Origin of the sequence: Leptospira licerasiae serovar Varillal str. VAR 010 (assembly GCF_000244755.1) — a bacterium.
GTDB classification, from domain to species: domain Bacteria; phylum Spirochaetota; class Leptospiria; order Leptospirales; family Leptospiraceae; genus Leptospira_B; species Leptospira_B licerasiae.
The window spans coordinates 351,191-370,983 of record NZ_AHOO02000011.1; the positions used below are offsets into that span (position 1 = coordinate 351,191).

21 protein-coding genes are annotated in these 19,793 nt (G+C 41.1%); 12 read left to right on the top strand and 9 right to left on the bottom strand.

The features are described from left to right. Positions 1-10: 10 nt before the first annotated feature. The gene (locus tag LEP1GSC185_RS14125; RefSeq protein WP_008594023.1) at positions 11-949 is read right to left on the bottom strand and encodes a cytochrome-c peroxidase; all 939 of its coding nucleotides are present in this window, start codon (positions 947-949) and stop codon (positions 11-13) included. Positions 950-1,103: 154 nt separating this feature from the next. Here LEP1GSC185_RS14125 and LEP1GSC185_RS14130 point away from each other — a divergent pair, with 154 nt between their 5' ends. The 4 genes from LEP1GSC185_RS14130 to LEP1GSC185_RS14145 all read left to right on the top strand — a co-directional run bounded on the left by LEP1GSC185_RS14130 (position 1,104) and on the right by LEP1GSC185_RS14145 (position 5,134). Then, complete coding sequence (locus LEP1GSC185_RS14130) at positions 1,104-2,291, top strand: NAD(P)/FAD-dependent oxidoreductase (RefSeq protein ID WP_008594589.1); 1,188 nt, start codon at positions 1,104-1,106, stop codon at positions 2,289-2,291. After that, positions 2,288-3,283 carry an RNA polymerase sigma factor SigJ gene (gene sigJ, locus LEP1GSC185_RS14135; RefSeq protein WP_008595362.1) on the top strand — a complete coding sequence of 332 codons (996 nt, stop codon included), beginning with the start codon at positions 2,288-2,290 and terminating at the stop codon, positions 3,281-3,283. Before LEP1GSC185_RS14130 ends, sigJ begins: the two co-directional genes overlap by 4 nt. Positions 3,284-3,546: 263 nt before the next feature. After that, positions 3,547-4,383, top strand: coding sequence for an alpha/beta fold hydrolase (locus tag LEP1GSC185_RS14140; RefSeq protein ID WP_008593743.1), 837 nt, complete (start codon positions 3,547-3,549; stop codon positions 4,381-4,383). A gap of 160 nt (positions 4,384-4,543) precedes the next feature. Continuing rightward, complete coding sequence (locus LEP1GSC185_RS14145) at positions 4,544-5,134, top strand: Crp/Fnr family transcriptional regulator (RefSeq protein ID WP_008594062.1); 591 nt, start codon at positions 4,544-4,546, stop codon at positions 5,132-5,134. 55 nt (positions 5,135-5,189) lie between these two features. Here the strand turns inward: LEP1GSC185_RS14145 and LEP1GSC185_RS14150 are convergent, their stop codons facing one another. The 3 genes from LEP1GSC185_RS14150 to LEP1GSC185_RS14160 all read right to left on the bottom strand — a co-directional run bounded on the left by LEP1GSC185_RS14150 (position 5,190) and on the right by LEP1GSC185_RS14160 (position 8,635). Further along, positions 5,190-6,353, bottom strand: coding sequence for an acyl-CoA dehydrogenase family protein (locus LEP1GSC185_RS14150; protein WP_008595031.1), 1,164 nt, complete (start codon positions 6,351-6,353; stop codon positions 5,190-5,192). A 201-nt stretch (positions 6,354-6,554) separates the two neighbouring features. Next, positions 6,555-8,084, bottom strand: a complete 1,530-nt coding sequence (locus LEP1GSC185_RS14155; protein WP_008593774.1) for an FAD-dependent monooxygenase — start codon at positions 8,082-8,084, stop codon at positions 6,555-6,557. Then, complete coding sequence (locus LEP1GSC185_RS14160) at positions 8,081-8,635, bottom strand: TetR/AcrR family transcriptional regulator (protein WP_008595128.1); 555 nt, start codon at positions 8,633-8,635, stop codon at positions 8,081-8,083. The genes LEP1GSC185_RS14155 and LEP1GSC185_RS14160 overlap by 4 nt, the downstream gene beginning before the upstream one ends. A 474-nt stretch (positions 8,636-9,109) precedes the next feature. Between LEP1GSC185_RS14160 and LEP1GSC185_RS14165 the strand changes: the two genes are divergently transcribed. Together LEP1GSC185_RS14165 and LEP1GSC185_RS14170 are read left to right on the top strand one after the other, a co-directional pair. After that, the gene (locus LEP1GSC185_RS14165; protein ID WP_008595131.1) at positions 9,110-9,505 is read left to right on the top strand and encodes a DUF1761 family protein; all 396 of its coding nucleotides are present in this window, start codon (positions 9,110-9,112) and stop codon (positions 9,503-9,505) included. After that, a complete protein-coding gene (locus tag LEP1GSC185_RS14170; RefSeq protein WP_008594757.1) occupies positions 9,502-9,918 on the top strand; it encodes a hypothetical protein in 417 nt (138 codons plus the stop codon). Before LEP1GSC185_RS14165 ends, LEP1GSC185_RS14170 begins: the two co-directional genes overlap by 4 nt. Here the strand turns inward: LEP1GSC185_RS14170 and LEP1GSC185_RS14175 are convergent. From LEP1GSC185_RS14175 to LEP1GSC185_RS14190, 4 genes are all read right to left on the bottom strand, one after another. Next, positions 9,911-10,852: an MBL fold metallo-hydrolase gene (locus tag LEP1GSC185_RS14175; RefSeq protein ID WP_008593702.1), complete on the bottom strand. Its 942-nt coding sequence runs from the start codon at positions 10,850-10,852 to the stop codon at positions 9,911-9,913. The genes LEP1GSC185_RS14170 and LEP1GSC185_RS14175 overlap by 8 nt on opposite strands. A 65-nt stretch (positions 10,853-10,917) precedes the next feature. Then, positions 10,918-12,090 carry a CaiB/BaiF CoA transferase family protein gene (locus tag LEP1GSC185_RS14180; protein ID WP_008594685.1) on the bottom strand — a complete coding sequence of 391 codons (1,173 nt, stop codon included), beginning with the start codon at positions 12,088-12,090 and terminating at the stop codon, positions 10,918-10,920. Positions 12,091-12,215: 125 nt separating this feature from the next. After that, a complete protein-coding gene (locus LEP1GSC185_RS14185) occupies positions 12,216-13,091 on the bottom strand; it encodes a polysaccharide deacetylase family protein (protein WP_008596898.1) in 876 nt (291 codons plus the stop codon). A 188-nt stretch (positions 13,092-13,279) separates the two neighbouring features. Then, positions 13,280-13,657: a DMT family transporter gene (locus LEP1GSC185_RS14190; RefSeq protein ID WP_008597044.1), complete on the bottom strand. Its 378-nt coding sequence runs from the start codon at positions 13,655-13,657 to the stop codon at positions 13,280-13,282. Between the two features lie 144 nt (positions 13,658-13,801). On the opposite strand from LEP1GSC185_RS14190, the gene LEP1GSC185_RS14195 reads away from it, so the two are divergent. Both LEP1GSC185_RS14195 and LEP1GSC185_RS14200 read left to right on the top strand, forming a co-directional pair. Then, positions 13,802-14,629, top strand: coding sequence for an alpha/beta fold hydrolase (locus tag LEP1GSC185_RS14195; RefSeq protein WP_008594262.1), 828 nt, complete (start codon positions 13,802-13,804; stop codon positions 14,627-14,629). A 15-nt stretch (positions 14,630-14,644) separates the two neighbouring features. Continuing rightward, the gene (locus LEP1GSC185_RS14200) at positions 14,645-15,430 is read left to right on the top strand and encodes a helix-turn-helix domain-containing protein (RefSeq protein WP_008595474.1); all 786 of its coding nucleotides are present in this window, start codon (positions 14,645-14,647) and stop codon (positions 15,428-15,430) included. 70 nt (positions 15,431-15,500) lie between these two features. Here LEP1GSC185_RS14200 and LEP1GSC185_RS14205 read toward each other — a convergent pair whose 3' ends face one another. Then, positions 15,501-16,037, bottom strand: coding sequence for an Mpo1 family 2-hydroxy fatty acid dioxygenase (locus LEP1GSC185_RS14205; RefSeq protein ID WP_008594075.1), 537 nt, complete (start codon positions 16,035-16,037; stop codon positions 15,501-15,503). A gap of 154 nt (positions 16,038-16,191) precedes the next feature. Here LEP1GSC185_RS14205 and LEP1GSC185_RS14210 point away from each other — a divergent pair, with 154 nt between their 5' ends. From LEP1GSC185_RS14210 to LEP1GSC185_RS14225, 4 genes are read left to right on the top strand one after another with little or no spacing between them, the layout of a single operon-like run. Further along, positions 16,192-16,371, top strand: a complete 180-nt coding sequence (locus tag LEP1GSC185_RS14210) for a tautomerase family protein (protein WP_008595271.1) — start codon at positions 16,192-16,194, stop codon at positions 16,369-16,371. A gap of 2 nt (positions 16,372-16,373) precedes the next feature. Further along, positions 16,374-17,198 carry a YdcF family protein gene (locus tag LEP1GSC185_RS14215; protein WP_008593894.1) on the top strand — a complete coding sequence of 275 codons (825 nt, stop codon included), beginning with the start codon at positions 16,374-16,376 and terminating at the stop codon, positions 17,196-17,198. 8 nt (positions 17,199-17,206) lie between these two features. Further along, positions 17,207-17,605, top strand: a complete 399-nt coding sequence (locus LEP1GSC185_RS14220; RefSeq protein WP_008594375.1) for a cytochrome c maturation protein CcmE domain-containing protein — start codon at positions 17,207-17,209, stop codon at positions 17,603-17,605. Further along, on the top strand, positions 17,602-19,785 hold the full coding sequence (locus tag LEP1GSC185_RS14225) for a heme lyase CcmF/NrfE family subunit (RefSeq protein WP_008595454.1): 2,184 nt from the start codon (positions 17,602-17,604) through the stop codon (positions 19,783-19,785). The genes LEP1GSC185_RS14220 and LEP1GSC185_RS14225 overlap by 4 nt, the downstream gene beginning before the upstream one ends. Positions 19,786-19,793 lie beyond the last annotated feature (8 nt).

Here is a 19,793-nt window from a genome sequence, read left to right on the forward strand (position 1 = left end):
TAAGACTATATTAAGCTTTTGGAATAGAGGGGATTTCCCATTGGATAGGCTCCCCTTCCAATGCTTTTAGGAATTCGATCAAATCCTTCTTATCCTGATCCGAAAGTTCGGCAGGTTTTAACATCGGATCATGTACCGCTTTGGAATGACCACCTTCCGCAAAATGGTTCACAGTATCTTCAATCGATCCGAAAACTCCATTGTGCATGAATGTTTTCTTTTTAGTAACATCTCTTAATGTAGGAGTTCTAACCTTATCCTTGATCCCTGCAAGACCGGTAGTATGTAATTCGGAATCGGAGAAGTTAGGGCCTTGGTGGCACTGTATACATTTTGCCTTGTTCTGGAAAACGTTCCAACCTCGGATCTGCGCAGGAGTGAGCGCAGTATCTTCCCCCATAACGAATTTATCAAAGTTAGAATTCTTGCTTACAATCGTCCTTTGGAAAGTAGAAAGAGCTAATACTATCCGCTCTCCTGAAATTTCAGGATCCCCGTAAGCCTTCTCAAAAAGTTCCTTATAACCTTGGATAGAAGAGATCCTTTGTACAAGCCTTGCTTCATTTTGGAACATTAGCTTAGAGTGAGTTTTGTCTTTTACAAGATCTTCCAACTCTTTTGCTTCCGGATCTTTGAACACATCTTTATACAACGCGACGTTAGTGAGAGAAGGAGCAGGATTATGGATCTTAGTGCGGGGGAAACCTTCGGATAAAGAAGGAGAATTATGGCAACTTGCGCAACTTACGTCTTGGTTGAAAGAAAGTCTGGAATCGAAATATAAAGTCTTACCCAGCTCCACCTTTTCCTGATTGAACGGGTTATTGCTCGGATGAATTACGTTTTTAACTACGAATCCTTCCAATTCAGGGATGGGCTTTTTTTCCTTACACGTAATCAATCCTAAGATCGAAAACAAGAATAGTATCAGGAAAAAAATACGCTTCATAATTCCTTATCCAGAATGCTCAAAAGAATGCCTCTGTCAATCTCCTAATCAGAACCCTTCTAAAAGTCGTCTGAGACCACTTCTCAAAGAAAATCGGAAACGATGTCACAATCATTGGCTCGGACGCGTCTTGACTTTAGGACCGGAGGCAAGTATGTCAAAGAAGAAGGTATTGATCATAGGCGGAGGTTATGCAGGGATTGCAGCGGCAAACAGACTAGCACGCAAAAATCCCGAGGTAGAAATTACCCTAATCACTGCAGAACCGATCTTTAGAGAAAAGATCAGGAACCACCAAGTAATCGCGGGTACCAAAGGAAAAGATTTCCAGATCCGAAATTTATTGAATCCTAAGATAAGACTCATCATCCAAAGAGTAGAAAAAATATTTCCGAAAGAAAACAAAGTTCTACTAAACGACGGGACTTATTTCGAATACGATTACCTGGGTTATACTGCGGGAATGAGAGCAGGAGATCCGGGAAGTAAAGGGATCAACTATTTTTCAATAGCAAGTTTCCAGGATTCAGAACGACTCAAAAAAGAGTTAAACAATTGCCCTGATGCAAGAGTTACAGTATTAGGCGGAGGGCTTTCAGGGATAGAAGTAGCAACTGAGCTTGCGGAAAATTATCCAAATGCAAAAATAACACTTTTGGATTCGGATAAGATCGGAAAAAACTTCTCTTCTGGCGCAGTTCTTTATATGAAAGAAGTCCTGAAAAATCTGAAAGTTGATCTGATCGAAGGGGAAAGAGGAGAATATCTATTGGAAGATAAGATCAAAACTTCCAGTGGAACACAGGTCCCTCACGATTATTGTGTGATCTCCGCCGGGCTTGTCGCCTCCGATCTAGGAAAAAACTCTGGGCTGGAGTCCAATAAGATCGGCCAGGTATATTTGAATGAATACATGCAAATTCCTGAATATTCGAATATTATAGGAGCTGGAGACGCAGTAAAACTCCCCGGAGAAGAGTATTCCTATCTGAGAATGGCCTGTGCCACAGCACTGCCGATGGGAATTTATATGGCGGAAAGGATCTCTAATCTTTTGGGAGAAAAATCAAAAATTGGCCAAAAACCTTTCGAATTAGCGTATGTTGGACGTTGTGTTAGTTTGGGGAGAAAAGAAGGACTCTTTCAATTCTTAAACTATGACGACAGTCCTAAAGAAAAATTTTGGACCGGAAGATTGGGAGCGTTCGTGAAAGAACTTATTTGTAAATTCACAGTCTTCTCATTTAAAGCCGAAAAATATTTCGATTTTTATGCGATTCCCCGACCTAAAGAAAAAACTTTAGTAAAAGAGAACGAAAGGTTAGCGACGGCAGAAAAATGAACACCCAAGAAAGGCTAGATCAATTTATAGAAAACAAAGGTTTGGTCTTTGGAATCGCCTATAAGATGACAGGTAGCGTGGTGGAAGCAGAGGATATAGTGCAGGAAACTTTTCTCCGATGGGAAAGATCCAAGGAAGAAAAGATCAGATCTCCAAAAGCATTCTTGTCCACAGTTGCGGCCAGACTATCCCTGGACTCCTTAAGGAAAGCAAAAAGAAAAAGGGAAACCTATATAGGTCCCTGGTTACCGGAGCCATTGGCTCCGGAGCCTATGGATGAAGAGCCGGATCAGGAAACATTGGATCTGGCATTTTTGCATCTATTAGAAAAATTGAATCCTATCGAGAGAGCGGTTTTCTTACTCAGAGAAAGTTTTGAGATGGATTACGATTCCATTTCCAAGGTAGTCGGTAAAAATCACGAGAATTGCAGGCAAATCCTAAAACGGGCTAAAGAATCACTAAAATCGGATCGCAAAAAGTATGACGCACCTTCCGAAAAAAGAAAAAAAATCTTCCGTGATTTTTTGTTGGCGTCGTCAAAAGGAAAGCCGGAACTACTTGTACCTTTTTTGAAGGAGGAAATAATCCTTTGGTCGGACGGCGGTGGAAAAGTAAATGCCGCAAGGATACCGATCATCGGAAAAGAAAGAGCTTCTCATTTCTATATTCGGACAGGAAGCAACAGACTGAAATTCAGTTTGGATTTCTATTTCGGAATGGTGAACGGAACGGAAACATTGATCGGCTATTACAATGACCAACCCGCATATCTACAAAGTTTCCTGATAGATGAAGACGGGATCTCTAAAATTTACTCGGTCTTAAATCCGGATAAATTGAAATCGATGGAGAACAAACATAAACTGATCGAAGAAGGATTGATCTTTCCTTTAGAGAACTTCTTATTATTCCCTCATACCTATCGCAAAAAAGTCGCAAAATGGTTAAACCCGGTGGCCAAATTAGTAAAATGGGCCATAGTAAGATAGTCGCTTCGCTCCTGAAACCCGCGGGACGGATTATAGTCGCTTCGCTCCTGAAACCCGTGGGACGGATTATAGTCGCTTCGCTCCTGAAATTTTTAGGATTACTACGAAAAACGATTAACATAGGATAATCCATTTATCCGCTGATCGATTTCTCCTTTCTTGACTTGGATCCTTCTTTAAGAGAAGATCCGAGTATGAAACGAACACTAACTGCAAGCCTGTTATTCGGTTTGTTACTCATTCAATGCAGTGGGGGAGAAAAGATGAAAACAGTTTTAGAAAATAAAAAGCTGTCACCAAAATTGCCCAGCGGATATTATACTTCTAAAATAGGAAAGATCGCCTATTGGATAGAAGGAAAAGGAAAGCCCGTCTTTTTACTCCATTCTGCAGGACATGATCATAACGATTTCGAATCCATTCTACCGAGTTTATCAGAAAAATATAAAGTGATTTCTCTGGATTGGCCGGGACACGGATTATCCGAGAATCCACAACCTACAACATCCGCTTCCGCCGTGGAGTATGCGGGAATATTGCCTGACTTGGTCTCACAATTGGCTCCGGAAGGTGCAACCTTTATAGGAAATTCACTCGGAGGATTCGCCTCAATGAATCTCGCCGTCCAAAGACCGGAACTGGTAAAAGGACTCGTGATAGTGGACTCCGGTGGATTAAACGATCCGGATTGGATCACAAAAAGTTTCGCAGGATTAAAATCCAAGGTTTGGTTTACGGGACTGGTTTGGAACGTATTCCCGAATCACTATATAAAGATCAGGAACAAATATACTGAATCTATTCTCGCCGGTATCAAAGAAAGGGAAAATGTGGAAGGTGCAAAAGAAGTGAATGCTTCTATCTGGAAAAGCTTTTTAGATGAAAGACATGACCTAAGAGAAAAAGTCTCCCAGATCCAAGCGCCAACATTGATCATATGGGGAGAATATGATCCTGTTATAGATCCGAAACTCGCGCTTAGGCTTCATGAAAAAGTAAAAGGATCCAAACTCGCCTACTTAAAAACGGGGCATGTACCTTTTGCGGAAAATCCAAAAGAATTCTTAAAAGTCACTCTGCCATTTCTGGATTCTTTATAAGAGCCAGTTCGGAACTTTAAGATTGCGACCTAACAATACTTGTTCCCTGCGTGGAACCTGCAACGCGGGTGATACGGTATTTTTGGATTTCCCCGGTAATTAGATTTGTAAAATTTCCATTTACGGACTTTCTTAATAGAAATCCGTAAACAGGAATTCTATGGATCAGAAAGAACATCCTTGGGAAAAAATTTATCAAACCGTGAATCGGATCTCCCCCATTCCAAAAGAAATCTGGAAAAAATCGGAAGCACTATATACGATCCGTAGATTAGAATACGGAGATTTTCTGATCAAACAAGGCATTCAACCCACTGAGTTTGCATTCGTATTCTCGGGCGTATTGAGAGAATATTATCTAACAGACCAAGGAAACGAATACATCAAAAGTTTCAATTTCCCTGGAGACTTCACAGGGTCTTATTTCGATCTACTTACGGAACAACCTTCTACTTGTAGTATTCGAGCGATCACCGATTGTGAACTAGCGGTCGCAAAATTCTCTGAATTCAGAAAACTTTTCTCTCAAGATATAGCTTGGGAAAGACTCGGAAGAATATTCGCAGAGAACTTATTCTTAAAAAAAGCAAGAAGAGAATACGAACTCTTAGCTTTAAGCGCAGAAGAAAGATACTATCTACTTTTACAATCCAGACCGGATATAGAAGAACTTATTCCGCAATATCATATTGCTTCTTATTTGGGGATCACACCTGTTTCCTTGAGTAGGATCCGAGCGAAGAGAAAATAAAAAAGGCGCCGGGGAAACCGACGCCTTCTTAAAGCTTTGCAATATTTGAAAATTCTTATTTTGCGGAAGCTGCTTCACGGATCACATAAGCTGCGATCTCGTTTTTCTGAATTTGAGTGGTTCCTTCGAAGATACAAAGGATTTTCGCGTCTCTCATCAGTTTTTCAACAGGATACTCTTTAGTGTAACCGTATCCGCCGAAGATTTGAACCGCGTCAGTAGCCGCTTTCATTGCAGTCTCAGAGCAATAAGCTTTTGCGATTGCAGAATATTTCGGAAGACGAGGATCCTCAGCATCAGACATACGAGCAGAAAGATAGCAGATCTGACGTGCAGTTTCTACACCGATAGACATATCCGCAAGCATGTGTTGAACAGCTTGGAAGCTGGAAATTTTAGAACCGAACTGCTCTCTTTGACGAGCGTATTTAGAAGCGTGATCTAAAGCAGCTTGAGCAACACCCACTCCCATAGCAGCGACGTATGGACGAGATGCGTTCAGAGTTTGAAGAGCGTATATGAACCCTAGATTTTCTTTTCCGATCATGTTAACTTCTTCGACTGCACAATCTTCGAAGATGATCTGGCGAGTATCGGATGCACGAATACCAAGTTTATCTTCTTTTTTACCAACGATCAGACCTGGGGTATCACGTTTAACGTAGAAACAGGAAACTCCGCGAGTTCCACGGCCTTTATCAGTGTAAGCAAAAACGGTATAAGCTCCGGCACTTCCACCGCCGGTGATCCACTGTTTAGTTCCGTTGATGACCCATTTGTCACCTTTTTTAACTGCAGTAGTGCTCATACCAGGAACGTCTGAACCTGCACCAGGCTCGGAAAGACAGAAAGAAACTCCGTATTCTCCGTCAACAACCGGTTGAAGCCATTTTTTCTTTTGTTCGTGGCTTGCACCTTTCATGATCGGAAGGATACCAAGACCGGTATAACCGAAACAAAGGCTGATTCCGAGACATCCTCTAGAAAGTTCTTCGGTTACCAAACACTGCTCTACTGAACCAAGACCCCATCCGCCGTATTCTTCGGGGATAGTGAGTCCATTGACCCCTAACTCGGTTCTCATTCTATTGATAAGTTCTTCTGGATGCTTATTTGCTTCGTCCCAATGGATAGCAACTTCGTGGGTGATCTCTTTCTTAACGAAAGAACGAATCGTGTCCCTAATCTCGATCTGCTGCTCAGTCAGTTCCTGATACATTTTTTCCCTTCTTGCGAGAGTTTCTAGTCCTAATTTTTCGCCATAGTCGAATCGATCAAGAAAAACATGGCTGATTAAACGTTCATTTTAGCCCTAATGGGACAGAATTCCGGGAAATCTCGTTATTTTCGCAGATTTTGGCGATCTGAAAGCATATAAAAAACAGAACGTTCGTTCTGTTAATGTCACGGCGAATCATTTTCAGGAAATAAATTGAGTAAACCATCGAGAAGCTTCCTGTCTGATAGATTGTATATCAGGTTTTATATCGGAAGCCCAGGCAATAATTCCATCAGGACGTATCAGTACGGAATTCAACCCTAACTGCTCTTTCGCTCTACCGGAAATGTATTTTATTCGGTCTCCGTATTCATTTGCAAAGGTTTTAAGGGAAGAATTCGAATCGAAATCGAGAAGTATTCCTTGGCCACCTTGCATAAGTTCGCTGGTCCTTCTACCATCCTCAAACTCGAAGTTCGGGACACTATAACCCACTAAAGGATGTGCATCGCCTAGATCGTAGTGCGCAAAAATTCCCCACACCCTAGCCGCCATATAAGTCGCCACATCCCGAGTTTCCATAAGATCTCTAAAAATCGAGTTTAATGCACGGGCCTCTGGGTTTGGCTTCATGATATGGACTTGAGCCCGCGACCAGTCCAGGACCTGTGCACCGATCGGATGTCGCTCCCTTTGATAACTATCTAATAAACCTTCCGGAGCTTTGTTATGGATGGTCGCGGCAAGTTTCCATCCGAGGTTCATCGCATCACCCAATCCAAGGTTCAGTCCTTGCCCTCCCAAAGGAGAATGAATATGAGCTGCATCTCCAGCTAAAAGAATTCGTCCATTAAGATAACTTGATACTTGTCTCGCTCTGTCCGTCCAAGTAGTTGCAAAATGAAGAGCACTGATAGTTACATCAGTGTTCGAGATACGACGCAGGACTTCCTGCACATGTTCCAATGTGATTTGTTTTTCAGAACTATGAAATGCACCTCGATCAAAATCCTGCATCACAATAAAACCCGGTTGAGACTGCAAATACATACCTCTTTCGGTCAGATTCCTTCCCGGCTTCAGTTTCTCCGGATCTGCCAGATCGATCTTCGTAGAATAGCCGGTAAACTCCGGTTCCGTACCTATAAATTCGAAACCTCCCAATTTGCGAACCGCGCTGCGAGCTCCATCACAACCCACAAGCCACTGTCCTTGAAAAGATTGGTCTACCGATTGAACGATTACCCCATCTTCAGTCTGAGAAAAGGAAGTTAATGCAAGACCGCGCTTAATTTCTACGCCTAAGGATACTGCACGAAGAGTAAGTATTGTTTCAATCTCTTCCATTACCGATATCAAATTGGTTTCGGTAGAACTTTTCAGCCGATGTTTCCATTGTGAAGTATCAATATTACCTTCGTGAAATGGAATACCAGCAAAATGCCCTACCTGGCGACGCGGACCTTGTTGCACTGCATTAGCGTGAGGATTTTTAAGATGTTTATGGATCTCAAGTTCGCCTAATAATCCTCTTCGATCGAAAGATTCGATGCTAGGAGCGGAAAGCCCCCGTATCCCAAAAGGAAGTTGTTTGAAAGGTGAATAAGGATTATCCGATTTTTCTAATATTAGAACGGAACATTTTGCAAGAGCGAGCTCGCATGCTAAAAAAAGTCCGACCGGGCCAGCCCCGGAAATAATAACATCATAATTGGGCTGGTTATGCTTCATTTATTCCATCCATTTTTCAAAACTCTGAACGTGAGAGTTAATACATCCTTGGGAGACGTCGAATTACATGCAAAGCTCACGCCTTCAAGGATCAGCTTTGCAACACACTCCGCTTCTATTTTACTCACACCGGAATCGTTTTGGATCTCTTTGGCTAAAGTATTTTCATAACGGGCCCATAACCCGCGTAGATAGGAAGTAAGTTCAGGCGAAGATCTGATGAGCTTTCCAAATCCGGAGAAAGTTTTTTTATCGGGCGGATTGAATAACTTGCTCGAAAAAAAATATCGATAGAGAGCATCCAGAATGGATTGCCCCTTCTTTCGTTCTTTAATCGCCTTCAAGATATCTGTATCTATCTCATCCTCAAGATCGAAAATGAGGGACTCTTTTGTCGGAAAATAATTAAAAAGTGTAGTAACGGCAACTTCCGCTTTTTCGGCTATTTCAGCAATTGTAACGGTATCGTATCCTTTCTCTATAAAAAGGTCACGAGCAATATCAGATATGAGTTTTCGAGTTTTGGCTTTTTTTATTTCCCGCAATCCCATCCGAAATCTCTCCTATGTGCGATCAGATTCGAGAATTACAAATCAAAAACCAATATCAAGTATAAAATTGTAGTTACTTCATTTTTATACTTGATGCAATAATATTGGAACGACAAAAAACAGCCCTTTAGGGGTAATTGGGCGACTTCTCGCTTTGCTCGAAACGCGCTGCTTCGGGCTTCGGTCTCTTCGAGACTAAACCCTGCGCATCGCTGTCGCGACGAAATGGGGATGTGACTTTGGTTGTGGGCCTTGGGTTGTAAAAGGGAGGCCCCACCCTACTCTGGGTGGGGGCCGGTGCGGTGGTACACGAATAATCGCCTTAGCACATTTCCCTCTGATTGGCGAGGATAATTTCTCCTTCACTTCCATGTTGGAATTCCAACATTGGAATCAATATTCAGAAATTTGTTTACTTCCACCAATATAGATGAATAAATATTTGTCTTAGCTAGTTTCATCTGGAGAGACTTCATGATTCAAAGTATCGTAGCGCCAATCGTTGCCGGAATAGCTGGGTTTATTTGCGCCTTTCTTTTTAGTGGTCCTCTCTATTTCGGCCTTTCAAAATTTCTAAATTTACCCACTCAGGAAGAAAAAAAGGATCTTGGGGTCCGAATATTTTTGAACTTCTGCGTTTTTGTGGCTACGGCATTTTCTCTCTCATTGATCTTACAATATATCAGTCTACAAAATAAAGCCCAAGGTCAATCCATCGCTTTCATTCTTTGGTTCGGGTTGATATTCACATCTAGTTCTATCGATGTAATCTGGAAAGGTAAACATCTGAAACTTTGGATCTTTGAGTCTATCTCTTCCCTTATCACAATCCAAGTTTTAATGTTTGTTCTATTACTATTTTATAAATGAAACAAGCTCGATTCTTTCTAACATTAGATTCTTCCGGTGCGTTAATCGTAGGATTATTCGTCCTTCTTTTCTCTTCTTTCCTCGCAAACTTAACCGGCTGGACCGAAAGTTTCACTCACATGGAAGGTTTTGCAAATTTAATATATGGTTCTTATTCCGGAACACTTCTATTACGTTTAAAAAAAGGAAATCTTCAGCGTGTATTTGTTTTCATACTAATTATAGCAAATTCATTTTGGGGTTTGCAATGTTTTGCACAAGCATGGAGATTAAAGGAAGATGCCACCAGCATCGGGACAGCGATACTATTACTTGAAGGTGTTTATTTAGTAGCGCTATCCTATTTTGAAGCGAGATTCGTTTTACCTCAATGTGTTTCTCGCTCTTCTCAAATATCAAAAAAATCTATTTAGTGGGAGCAGGAATACTTTGATGTCCTGGATGGATCTGAATTTTTGGGAATTTAGCTGCAACGGTTTGTAGCAAATCTAGACTCACTTTATTCCTTTCTATATCCTTAGTAAAATCTCCTGGAGTTACATTATTCAGCCAACCCCAGCTAGTATGACAAGTATCTCCAGTAATCAGCTGGACCCCGTTAGTAGATTTTATTAAAAATGCAATGCTACCTTCCGTATGTCCAGGAACCGAGACTACATAAAGAGATTGGTCACCGAAAAAATCTAGAAATCTAATTGGAGCAGCTTCTTTTCTAAAGAAGTTTAATTCGGAAAGAACAGTATCAGGTCCGAGTATCTTGTCCGTACTTCCTTGCACAAAAAGATGAAGGAATCGAGTATCCCCAGGTTCGTTCTGACCAGTATATACTGAAGTCCCAATTGGAAAATCTTGAGTACCCAAAATATGATCTAAATGCAAATGAGTAATAAAGATACCTTCTACTTTTTTTGGCTCTTTTTGCAGCCACTCTTTAATCGTTGTATGAATCTTCAAAGCTCCCAAATTCATCTGAGAAGCGACTATTCCGGAAACAGGCCATTCTTTTGTCTCCTTACGAAATACGTCCCCGAGCCCGGTATCCACCACATATCTTCCAAATTTAGGATGATCTATTACGTAAAAATAAATTTGAATCGGTTCCTGACCGGACTGCAAACCTGCAGTAATTGCTTTTTGATCCTTTAAATTGATCAGACCAGCACGTTCCGTTGCCCAGTCCGCTGCGATAATCTTTTTAAAAACAATCGGACCTTTATCTGAAGGATTGATATCTTTGATATCGACTGGAGTTCCTTTATTCACTAGAACAGAGCGATTGGAAGTAACTGCGCAAGCGGTTAAAATTCCGATCGCGACTAATAATATAATGATTCGTTGGATTTTCACGAAGAATAGACCTTATACCTTTAAGATAGTTCGAAAAGAATTCTGAATTCTAAATAATCTTTCAATTAAATTACTTTATCTTTTTTCAACTCTTCTATCTCTGAATCGCTATAGCCTAAAGACTTTAAGATTTCCTGATTATGCTCTCCGTGATCAGGCGGGTCCATCCTGTATGTCACCTTACTTTCCGAAAAAGGAAAAGGAGATCCGAATTGTATATAATCCCCGTATTGTTTATGTTTACGATCCAGGATCAGTCCTTTTTCTCGGAGCACCGGATCTTTAGAAACCTCGTCCAGGGTTTTGACAGGAGTAAGACAAGAATCAGGATTTTGGAATATAGGCTCCAGGTCTGCAAGAGTTTTAGAGGAGAAGTATTCAGTGAGGATTTTTTTCCATTCTGCAAAATGTGTTTCTGCGATCGGGGTTTTTTCCAAATGCACATCGAGCCCGGATTGTCTTAAGAATGTTTTAAAGAACATTTCTTCCAACGCGCCTAATGCTACCCAACGGCCTTCTTTAGTTTTGTAAGTGGAATAATTCGGGAGTTTTCCTGATAATAATTCGTTTCCACCTTCCGGATTTTTACCCGTTGCGGAATAGATCCCTCCATATAATGAGATAAATTGGAGAGAAGCTTCCATCATAGAGATTGCAATCTTTTGGCCTCGACCCGTTTTTTCCCGATAATACAGAGCCGCCAAAATTGAAGAAAGAGCAGTTAACGTTCCGCCTCCTATATCCGCCAATTGGAATCCCGGAGCCTGGGGATTTTTTCCGGTTTGGTCTAATACTCCCGATAGAGAAAGATAATTTAAGTCATGCCCAGCAAAGTCCTTATATGCGCCGGAATCTCCATATCCGTAAATCCCGCAATAGATCAGTCTAGGAAATTTTTCTTTTAGATCCTCGTAACCGAGTCCCATTTTAGAAAGTCCGTCCGGGCGAAATCCTTCCAACAATATATCAGCATCTTCTAATAGTTTAAATAATATCTCTTTGGATTTTTCCCTCTTAAGATTGAGTGTGATCGCTTTCTTATTTCTGTTCAACATCAGATACAAAGAAGGCGCACCGTTTTCTTTTTTGAACATCACTCTAGTTGCGTCCATTGCTCTCGGATTTTCTACCTTGATGATCTCGGCTCCCATATCTCCCAGATACATGGAGCATAACGGACCTGGTAGCAATAAGCTTAAATCTACTACCTTAACTCCTGAAAGTGGACCTTTGTTCATTTTTTTTTAATTCCCTGTATATAGTCTCTCTACTCCTGAAGCCCAAGCGGAGGACTAAAAACTTTGAACCTGTTTAGATCCGGAATGTAGGAAGAAAAGTGTTTTTTGTTTTAAAAAAACGGCGTTCAATCCGGCTCTTCTTCACTCAACTCTTTGCTAGTTTTTCCCCAACGCCATTTGGTATAATCTTCCGCCGTAGCAAAAGTATATCCTTCCGATCTCAATTTTTCTATGATAAACGGTAGGACTTCTTTGGTGGTTGGATGTGTATCGTGAAATAAGATCACAACACCTTGCCCTTCCGTTTTGGATACTGACGAGTTATAGATACGATCCATTTTCCTTCTGAATTTTTCGTTATCCGGATCTATCCTTGGTCCTTTTTCGTACCATTCTCCTTTTACCCATTCTTTGGAATCAGTGGAATCGAATTCTTTAGTCCACATGAATACGAGACCTTTACCTTGGAGCGCGGAACTTACTCTTTTCCGGACTGTTTCGTTACTAATTTTGATATAAGGTGAACCGAAGGGAGGCCTGATCCATATTAATTTTCCAGAATATTCTCCCAATTCATTCCGGTATAATTTTTGGTTTTCGGACAGTTGGCTCTCTATTCTTTTCGGGGACATGTACGCGAAATTCTGGTGACCAAGCGTGTGATTTCCGATTGTATGACCTTCTTCTTTCATACGGATCAGCACTGTTTTATATTTTCTGAAACTATTCCCTCTAGTGCTCGCCTTAGGCAACCAGGCGCCACATACAAAGAAGGTAGCTTTTACATTTTCTTTTTTGAGTATATCCAGTACGTCGTTAGTCCAATCGGAGGGACCGTCATCGAACGTTAGAAAAGCGGTTTTAGGAGGAAGGGGATCTCCTTCATAATATCCGATGGGGCCTTCTTTGTGATCGATTGGAATATGTATAGAAGTCCCGAAACTGGAACAGTAGATCAGGAACAATAAAGAAAAGGATAAGGCGGTCTTCATAAAACTCATACCATCCTATAAAGTTAAAAACTTTAAGCTTGGATCGGTTTGAATTTTTAGCTTATAGTCCGGCTACCCGGGCTTCAGGAGCGAAGCGACTATCCTCTTATAATTTAGACTCCGGGAGTAACGATCTCGGCCACAACTTTGCTTCAAGATCACTACCCTATTCGGTTTATTATTTATTACTTTATGACTTAGGCGAACATTTCGGCAGAGGTCAACCATACCCCTGCAAGTATCAAACCGATCCCTGTCCATTGGGTCCAGTTCAGTTCTTCCTTAAAAAATATCGCGGAAGCTACGAGTACTATAATAAATCCAGCAGATGTGAAGAGAGGGTATGCTAAGGATAATTTTAATCCGTTACCCAATACCCATCTATAACCTAATAACGCGATCCCGAAAGAAGCTAGTCCTGCAAAGAATACCGGATGTAAAAATGCTTTGATCAATCCTTCAATTCCGGAAGCAGTATTTGTTTTATCTCCTAATGAACTTGCCTTGATCAAAATGTTTGCCAAAGCATTGAAGAATAATGCGACTATGAAAATGATTATCACCGTTAATTTCATCTATCTCTCTCAAGAATTCGATTATTGTTTTCTTGTAATCTCCCCTTAGGAAGAGTGTATTATCCCTCTTTTGGGAATCGGTCGAAACTCCGAATTCCTGTCCATCGAAAGCAAAGGGAAAGAAATGGCAAGGGCAAATCTTGAATGGATAGAAAAACATTTAACTTCCGCGGGATCAAACTTTCTTACATCGATTCCGGCAATAAATCCTTGGAGCCGATACTGATAGCTCATGCTAACGGATTTTCTGCAGGTTGTTATTCTTATTTAATACATAAACTTTCCGAAACACATAGAGTTCTTGCTTTGGATTTTTGCGGTCATGGCGAATCGGAACCGAACATGGAATGGAATGATTGGTTTTTCTTTAGAGATCAAGTTTTGGCGCTCATTGAAAATGAAGGTTTGAAGAATGTTGTGGGAGTTGGGCATTCGTTAGGAGGAGCTAGTCTTCTTATTTCGTCTTATAAGAGACCTGATCACTTTCGAAAAATTTTTGCAATGGATCCGGTAGTCTTAAATCTTGCTTACCTTCTTCTTGCATTGGCTTTCGATACTCCGTTGGCAAAGGGTGCGATAAAAAGAAGAAGAGAATTTAAAGATCTAACACTGGTCAAAAAAGCGTTCAGAAAAACTCCCACCTTTGCAAATTGGTCCGACGAAGTTTTCGAAGATTATCTGAGTTCTTGTTTCAAGAAAGAAGGAGATAAATGGGTCTTATGTTGTCCTCCGGAATTAGAGGCTAAAATTTTCAACTCGGTCAGCTTTCTAAGTTTACTACAATATAGAAGGATTAAGACGGAAACTCATATCACAATCCCCAGAAAATACGAAGTATGTTCTCCTTCTGCCGCAAAAAGGATCATCAAAGGAAATCCGAATTCGAGCTTAGAGTTATGGGATGATATTTCCCACTTTTTTCCGTTTGAACGTCCTGAAAAAACCCTGGAAAGAATCATTCAAAAATTATAATCCGGTATTCGGAAAATGGAAGAATCTCAAATCGGAACACTATTCTATTTTGGGGCCAGGGTATTCCTTGCTCAGAAAGGACTAACCACAGATCCTCACTCTCACTATGCTGTTTCCATTTTGATCTCTTTAACTTCTAAGTTCAAAGTGATCGAAGAATCAGGCCTTGTGTTAGAATTCCAGGCAGTCGTATTAGCTCCGAATACATATCATACTCTTTCCGCGGAAAATTCGGATCTAATCGTTTTACAGATCGATCCTTACGGTATCGACTACGCTTCCATCGCAGCTCGGTTCGGAAGAAAGGGAATCTCAGAGATCCCTTTCGAAAACTTAGAACCCGTTCTTTCCAGATGCAAAAATCTATTTCATGAAAAAGTGAATTGCCATACAGCTAAAGAGCTTTTCGAAGATATTCTTACTTGTGTAGGTACTGAAAAACCTTCCAGAGTTTCTTTGGATCCAAGGGTCCTATCTGCAACGCTTAGAATGAAATCGGCTCTTCCCGGTTCCGTCTCCGTCCCGGAACTTGCAAAGGAAGCTGGGTTTTCCGAAACTAGGTTTATGCACGTTTTTAAATTACAAATGGGTTTACCCGTGCGGCAATACCAACTTTGGCTGAGACTTCACGAGGCGGCTAAACTTTTGAAAGAAGGTGGAAATCTTACGGAAGCGTCTCATGCTGCAGGTTTTGCAGACCAAGCACACCTAAGTCGGACTTTTAAAAGAATGTTCGGAGTACAACCTTCTAAGTTTTTAGGCGCAAACACGAACGTCGCTGTCCATTTTTGCGTTCAATAAATATTTAATATTCCAAAAAGAAGAGCGCCCGCTTAAGCTTGCGGGCGTTTGATTAAAGTAAAAGAGAATGTTAATGAGCAGTGCTGAAGTTTTTGAGTTTTCCTTGCGCCGCTAATTCTTTACGAACCGCTTCTTGCACATCTTTTCTATATCCCAATTCGAAGAAAACGTCCGCAATCACGAAGATAGGAGCGGATACTATCGCTTGGAATAAATTGTCGAACAATGCAGGACGGCTTTTTTCAAAGATAAAATGTCCGTAGAACTGAGCTCCCCAACCTACCAATTGAGCGACCGCAAAGATGCTCCATGCAGTGGTAGCTGTCAATGACAACGTAATGTATTGAGCCAGAAACATCAAAGATCCGAATACTACGGTAGTCGCAAGAGCGAAAATAAGATCCAAGGTGAAATAGTATGCAAGCACTACGATCCCGAATACTGTTGCAGCGGTTACGGTATAACCGAAAACATTAACTAACTCTAATCTATTAAGCACCAAAAATAAGGTGAAGGTGATGGTAGGAACTCCTAATACGTGGATCCACACGTTTCTTTTTTCTTGGTGGTACGCGGAATAGAAGGCCATTTCCTTAGCGAATTTCATGGATAAAACTCCTCACAATTTCAGATTCAGTATATACCCGAATCCTCGATTTCCGCTTGAACGAACCTGCCATTTTTAGAAAAAAAATCCGTTGCGTAATACCCGTTCGAAATAAACCATTGAGTCACTTTAAACCTTTTCAAACCAGGGATTTATGCCTTACATTAACTTAAAAGTAGCCGGACCTCTTACCAAAGAGCAAAAACAGCAGATATCTAAAGAATTCTCCGAAACTCTTGCAAAAGTAGCAGCAAAACCTCCCGAATCCACCTATATCGTGATCGATGAAGTTTCCAGAGAGAATTGGGCTGTAGGTGGAAAACTCTTAGAATAAAAATGGATACCATCTTTTTTGCGGCCTCCAAGCTCGCGGGGGCCTTCTTATTTCCGTTACCTGCTTCCTTACTTCTGCTGGTATTTTTTGCCCTCAGACTTCCCAAATTCAAACATAAGGTTTGGATTTTAGTCCCTACACTCCTCCTATGGATTGCCTCCACGGATAGTTTTTCCCAATGGCTGATCAAAGGCCTGGAAGAAAAACATCCTCCGGTCCGTATAGAAACTTTAGAAAATTCGGATGCGATTTTAGTTTTAGGCGGAGCCGTAGATAACTTGGCCTTATACGACGGGCAGGTGCAGTTGACTTCCGCAGCGGAACGAATGACTGACGCTGTGTTATTATTCCAAAAAAGAAAGGCTCCACGTATCGTTTTCACAGGAGGTTCCGGAAATTTATTCTTCCAAACCAGGAAAGAATCGGACTTTGCTCTTCAATTTTTTCAATCGTTCGGAGTTCCGGGCAAGGCAGTTTTTCTGGAGAATGAGAGCAGGAACACTAAAGAGAATGCGGAAAAAACGGCGGAACTTTTCCGTAAAAACAAATGGAAATCTGCGATCCTAATTACTTCCGCATTTCATATGGAAAGATCTTTGTTGGTATTTGCAAATACCGGAATTAAGATACATCCTTGGCCGACAGATTATAGGTCCAGGGTAAAAATACTGACCATAGACGATTTTATACCTTCTTCTCAAAGTTTAGAAAATACAAGTATCGCCTGGAAGGAAAGAATAGGCCTATTCGTTTACGGGTTGAGAGAGAGTATTTCCACTTTTCTTCCCCTCCGTATCAGATATCCTTGGTCTAAGGACTGGAATTAAATAGATATATGAACGTGAAATTTACCGTACTTGCGAGTATCATCGCACTTTCCTTAGGAACGATCGCATTTTTCTCTTCTAAAGAAACCTCTTATACTCTACTGGATGCTTCGGATTTAGCTGCGAATACCACAAAATACGAAGCGGACGATCTTTTAAGAGTAAGAGGATTCGTAAAATTAGGTTCATTAGTCCGCGAAGGAAAAACTGCCAAGTTTGTTCTCCAACTAAACGAAAAAGAAGTGCCTGTTTATTTTACAGGAGCTACATTATTACCTGACGCATTTAAAGAAGGTGCCAGGGCAAGAGTGGACGGAGTTTGGAAAAACGGAGTTCTAGTCGCCGATAAGGTAGAAGCGAAATGTGCATCCAAATACGAAGCAGGATATAAAGAAGAAGAACAATGAATGATTTAGGCGCAGTTTGTCTCATCTCCTCCTTCTCCATATTATTATTTTCCATTATCCAAACCAGTTACGGAATTTTTAAAAACGATTCCAGAGCGTTAGAATTAGGCCGTTACACTTTGATGGCTAATTTTGCCGTCATTCTGCTGGCTTTCATTGTGTTGGTTGTCCAACTTATGAGAACGGATCTATCCAACTATTATGTTGCGATGCATTCCAGTGAACATCTCCCGCTATTCTATAAAATAACATCGGTTTGGTCAGGATCTTCCGGTTCCCTTCTATTCTGGAATTTGCTGCTCTCCGGATTCACGTTCATAGTTCTTTGGCAAACAAAAGATCTTTTGAACGAAAGAATTCCGGTTATGCATCTCTCTTTGGCAGTGATCGCATGCTTCTTCTCTTTTTTGGCGATCTTTTTTCCGGACGCGCAACCTTTCCGCGAATTCCAGCCCGCCGCAGTCGCAGGTAGAGGACTAAATCCTCTTTTACAACATTGGGCGATGATCATTCATCCACCGATTTTATATATAGGTTATGTGAGTTTTGCAATTCCGTTCGCGATCGCCTCATCTGCTTTAATCACAGGACAATTGTCCGAGAATTGGTTTAGGTTTGTAAGAAGATGGAGTATCTTCTCCTGGTTCTTCCTCGGAACTGGAATACTCTTAGGTTCCAAATGGGCTTACGAAGAATTAGGCTGGGGCGGTTATTGGGCCTGGGACCCTGTTGAAAACGCAAGCTTAATGCCTTGGCTTTTATCCACTGCGTTCTTACATTCGATGATCATCCAAGAAAGAAGGGGAATGTTAAAATTTTGGAATATGCTTTTGATCATCCTAGCGTTCCATTTTTGTCTACTCGGCACTTGGATCACTCGAAGCGGAGTTTTAGAAGGTCCCCACTCTTTCTCTAAATCGAGTATCGGAACTCCATTTATCGTTTTTATAGGCGTAAGCTTCTTCTTCTATCTTGGGATCTTAATATACAGAAAAGACAAGCTCAAGCCGGAGAGAAACTTAGAAGCAATCACTTCCAAAGAGGGAAGTTTTTTACTGAACAATTTCCTTTTGGTGATCGCAACTCTTTCCATTCTATTAGGAGTATTCTCTCCTCTATTGTCCGGAGTAGAATATAAGGCGCCTTGGTTCAATTCCTGGGGAGTGCCTGCGGGAATTCTTCTCATTCTGCTTATGGGAGCCGCTCCGTTACTTGCTTGGAGAAAAGGCGCAGACCAAATATTTTTCACCACATTATTAAAACCGCTGATAGCAGGATTCATCGGAGCAGGGATCTATATTCTGTATTACAGAAATAACTTCTCCATCAGTGATTACAGTTTAGGCGATGTTTTGGGAGAAGTTTACAGTGTTCTTACGGTAGGACTCGGGATCTTTACCATAGCCGGGATCGTACAAGAGTATCACAACGGTATCCAAGCAAGAAGGTCAGCTATCCAGGGAGAAAATTATTTCCAAGCCGGCTTCAGAATGCTTCTTAAGAATAAAAGAAGATACGGCGGATATTTAGTTCACCTTTCTATGGTGATACTGTTCATCGGTCTGGCCGGAAACGCATTCAAACAAAACACATCGGTCAAATTTTTCTATTTTCTGAGATTTTCCCCGACAAACGAGCTTGTATATACAAGCGACGACACTGCGATCTTAGGAGATTATACGATTGGTGCAACCACTCTTAAGATCAAACCGATCGTAAACGGAGATCCGGAAGTGGGACTCAATCATAGAAACGTAATCGTTTCTCACGAGGCTACCTTCGAAGTAAAAAAACAACTAAAAAGTTTCGATACTATGGTGACTGAAAGAAGGTACTATCCCCAAATCTCTCACTTAAGCGGAGACTTCGAGACACATATTCCGACGAGTGAACCATCTATAGCTTCCACTCCTAAAGAAGATCTTTATATCCAATTGGGAGCGATAGAACACGCGGATCTTTCGGATGAAAATCCGGATCTACCGGGAATGTTCTTGGACTTCTTCTTTACGAGAGATCCAGCAATCAAGGCCGCAAAATATCTGAAATTCCCGAACCAGATCGTAGCAAATCTAGAAGTCTGGATCAATCCGATGGTAAAATTCATATGGGCAGGATCCTTAATGTTCTTCTTATCCGGACTATTGATCCTATTGCCAATAGGAGAAGATAAAAAGTGAAAATTTTG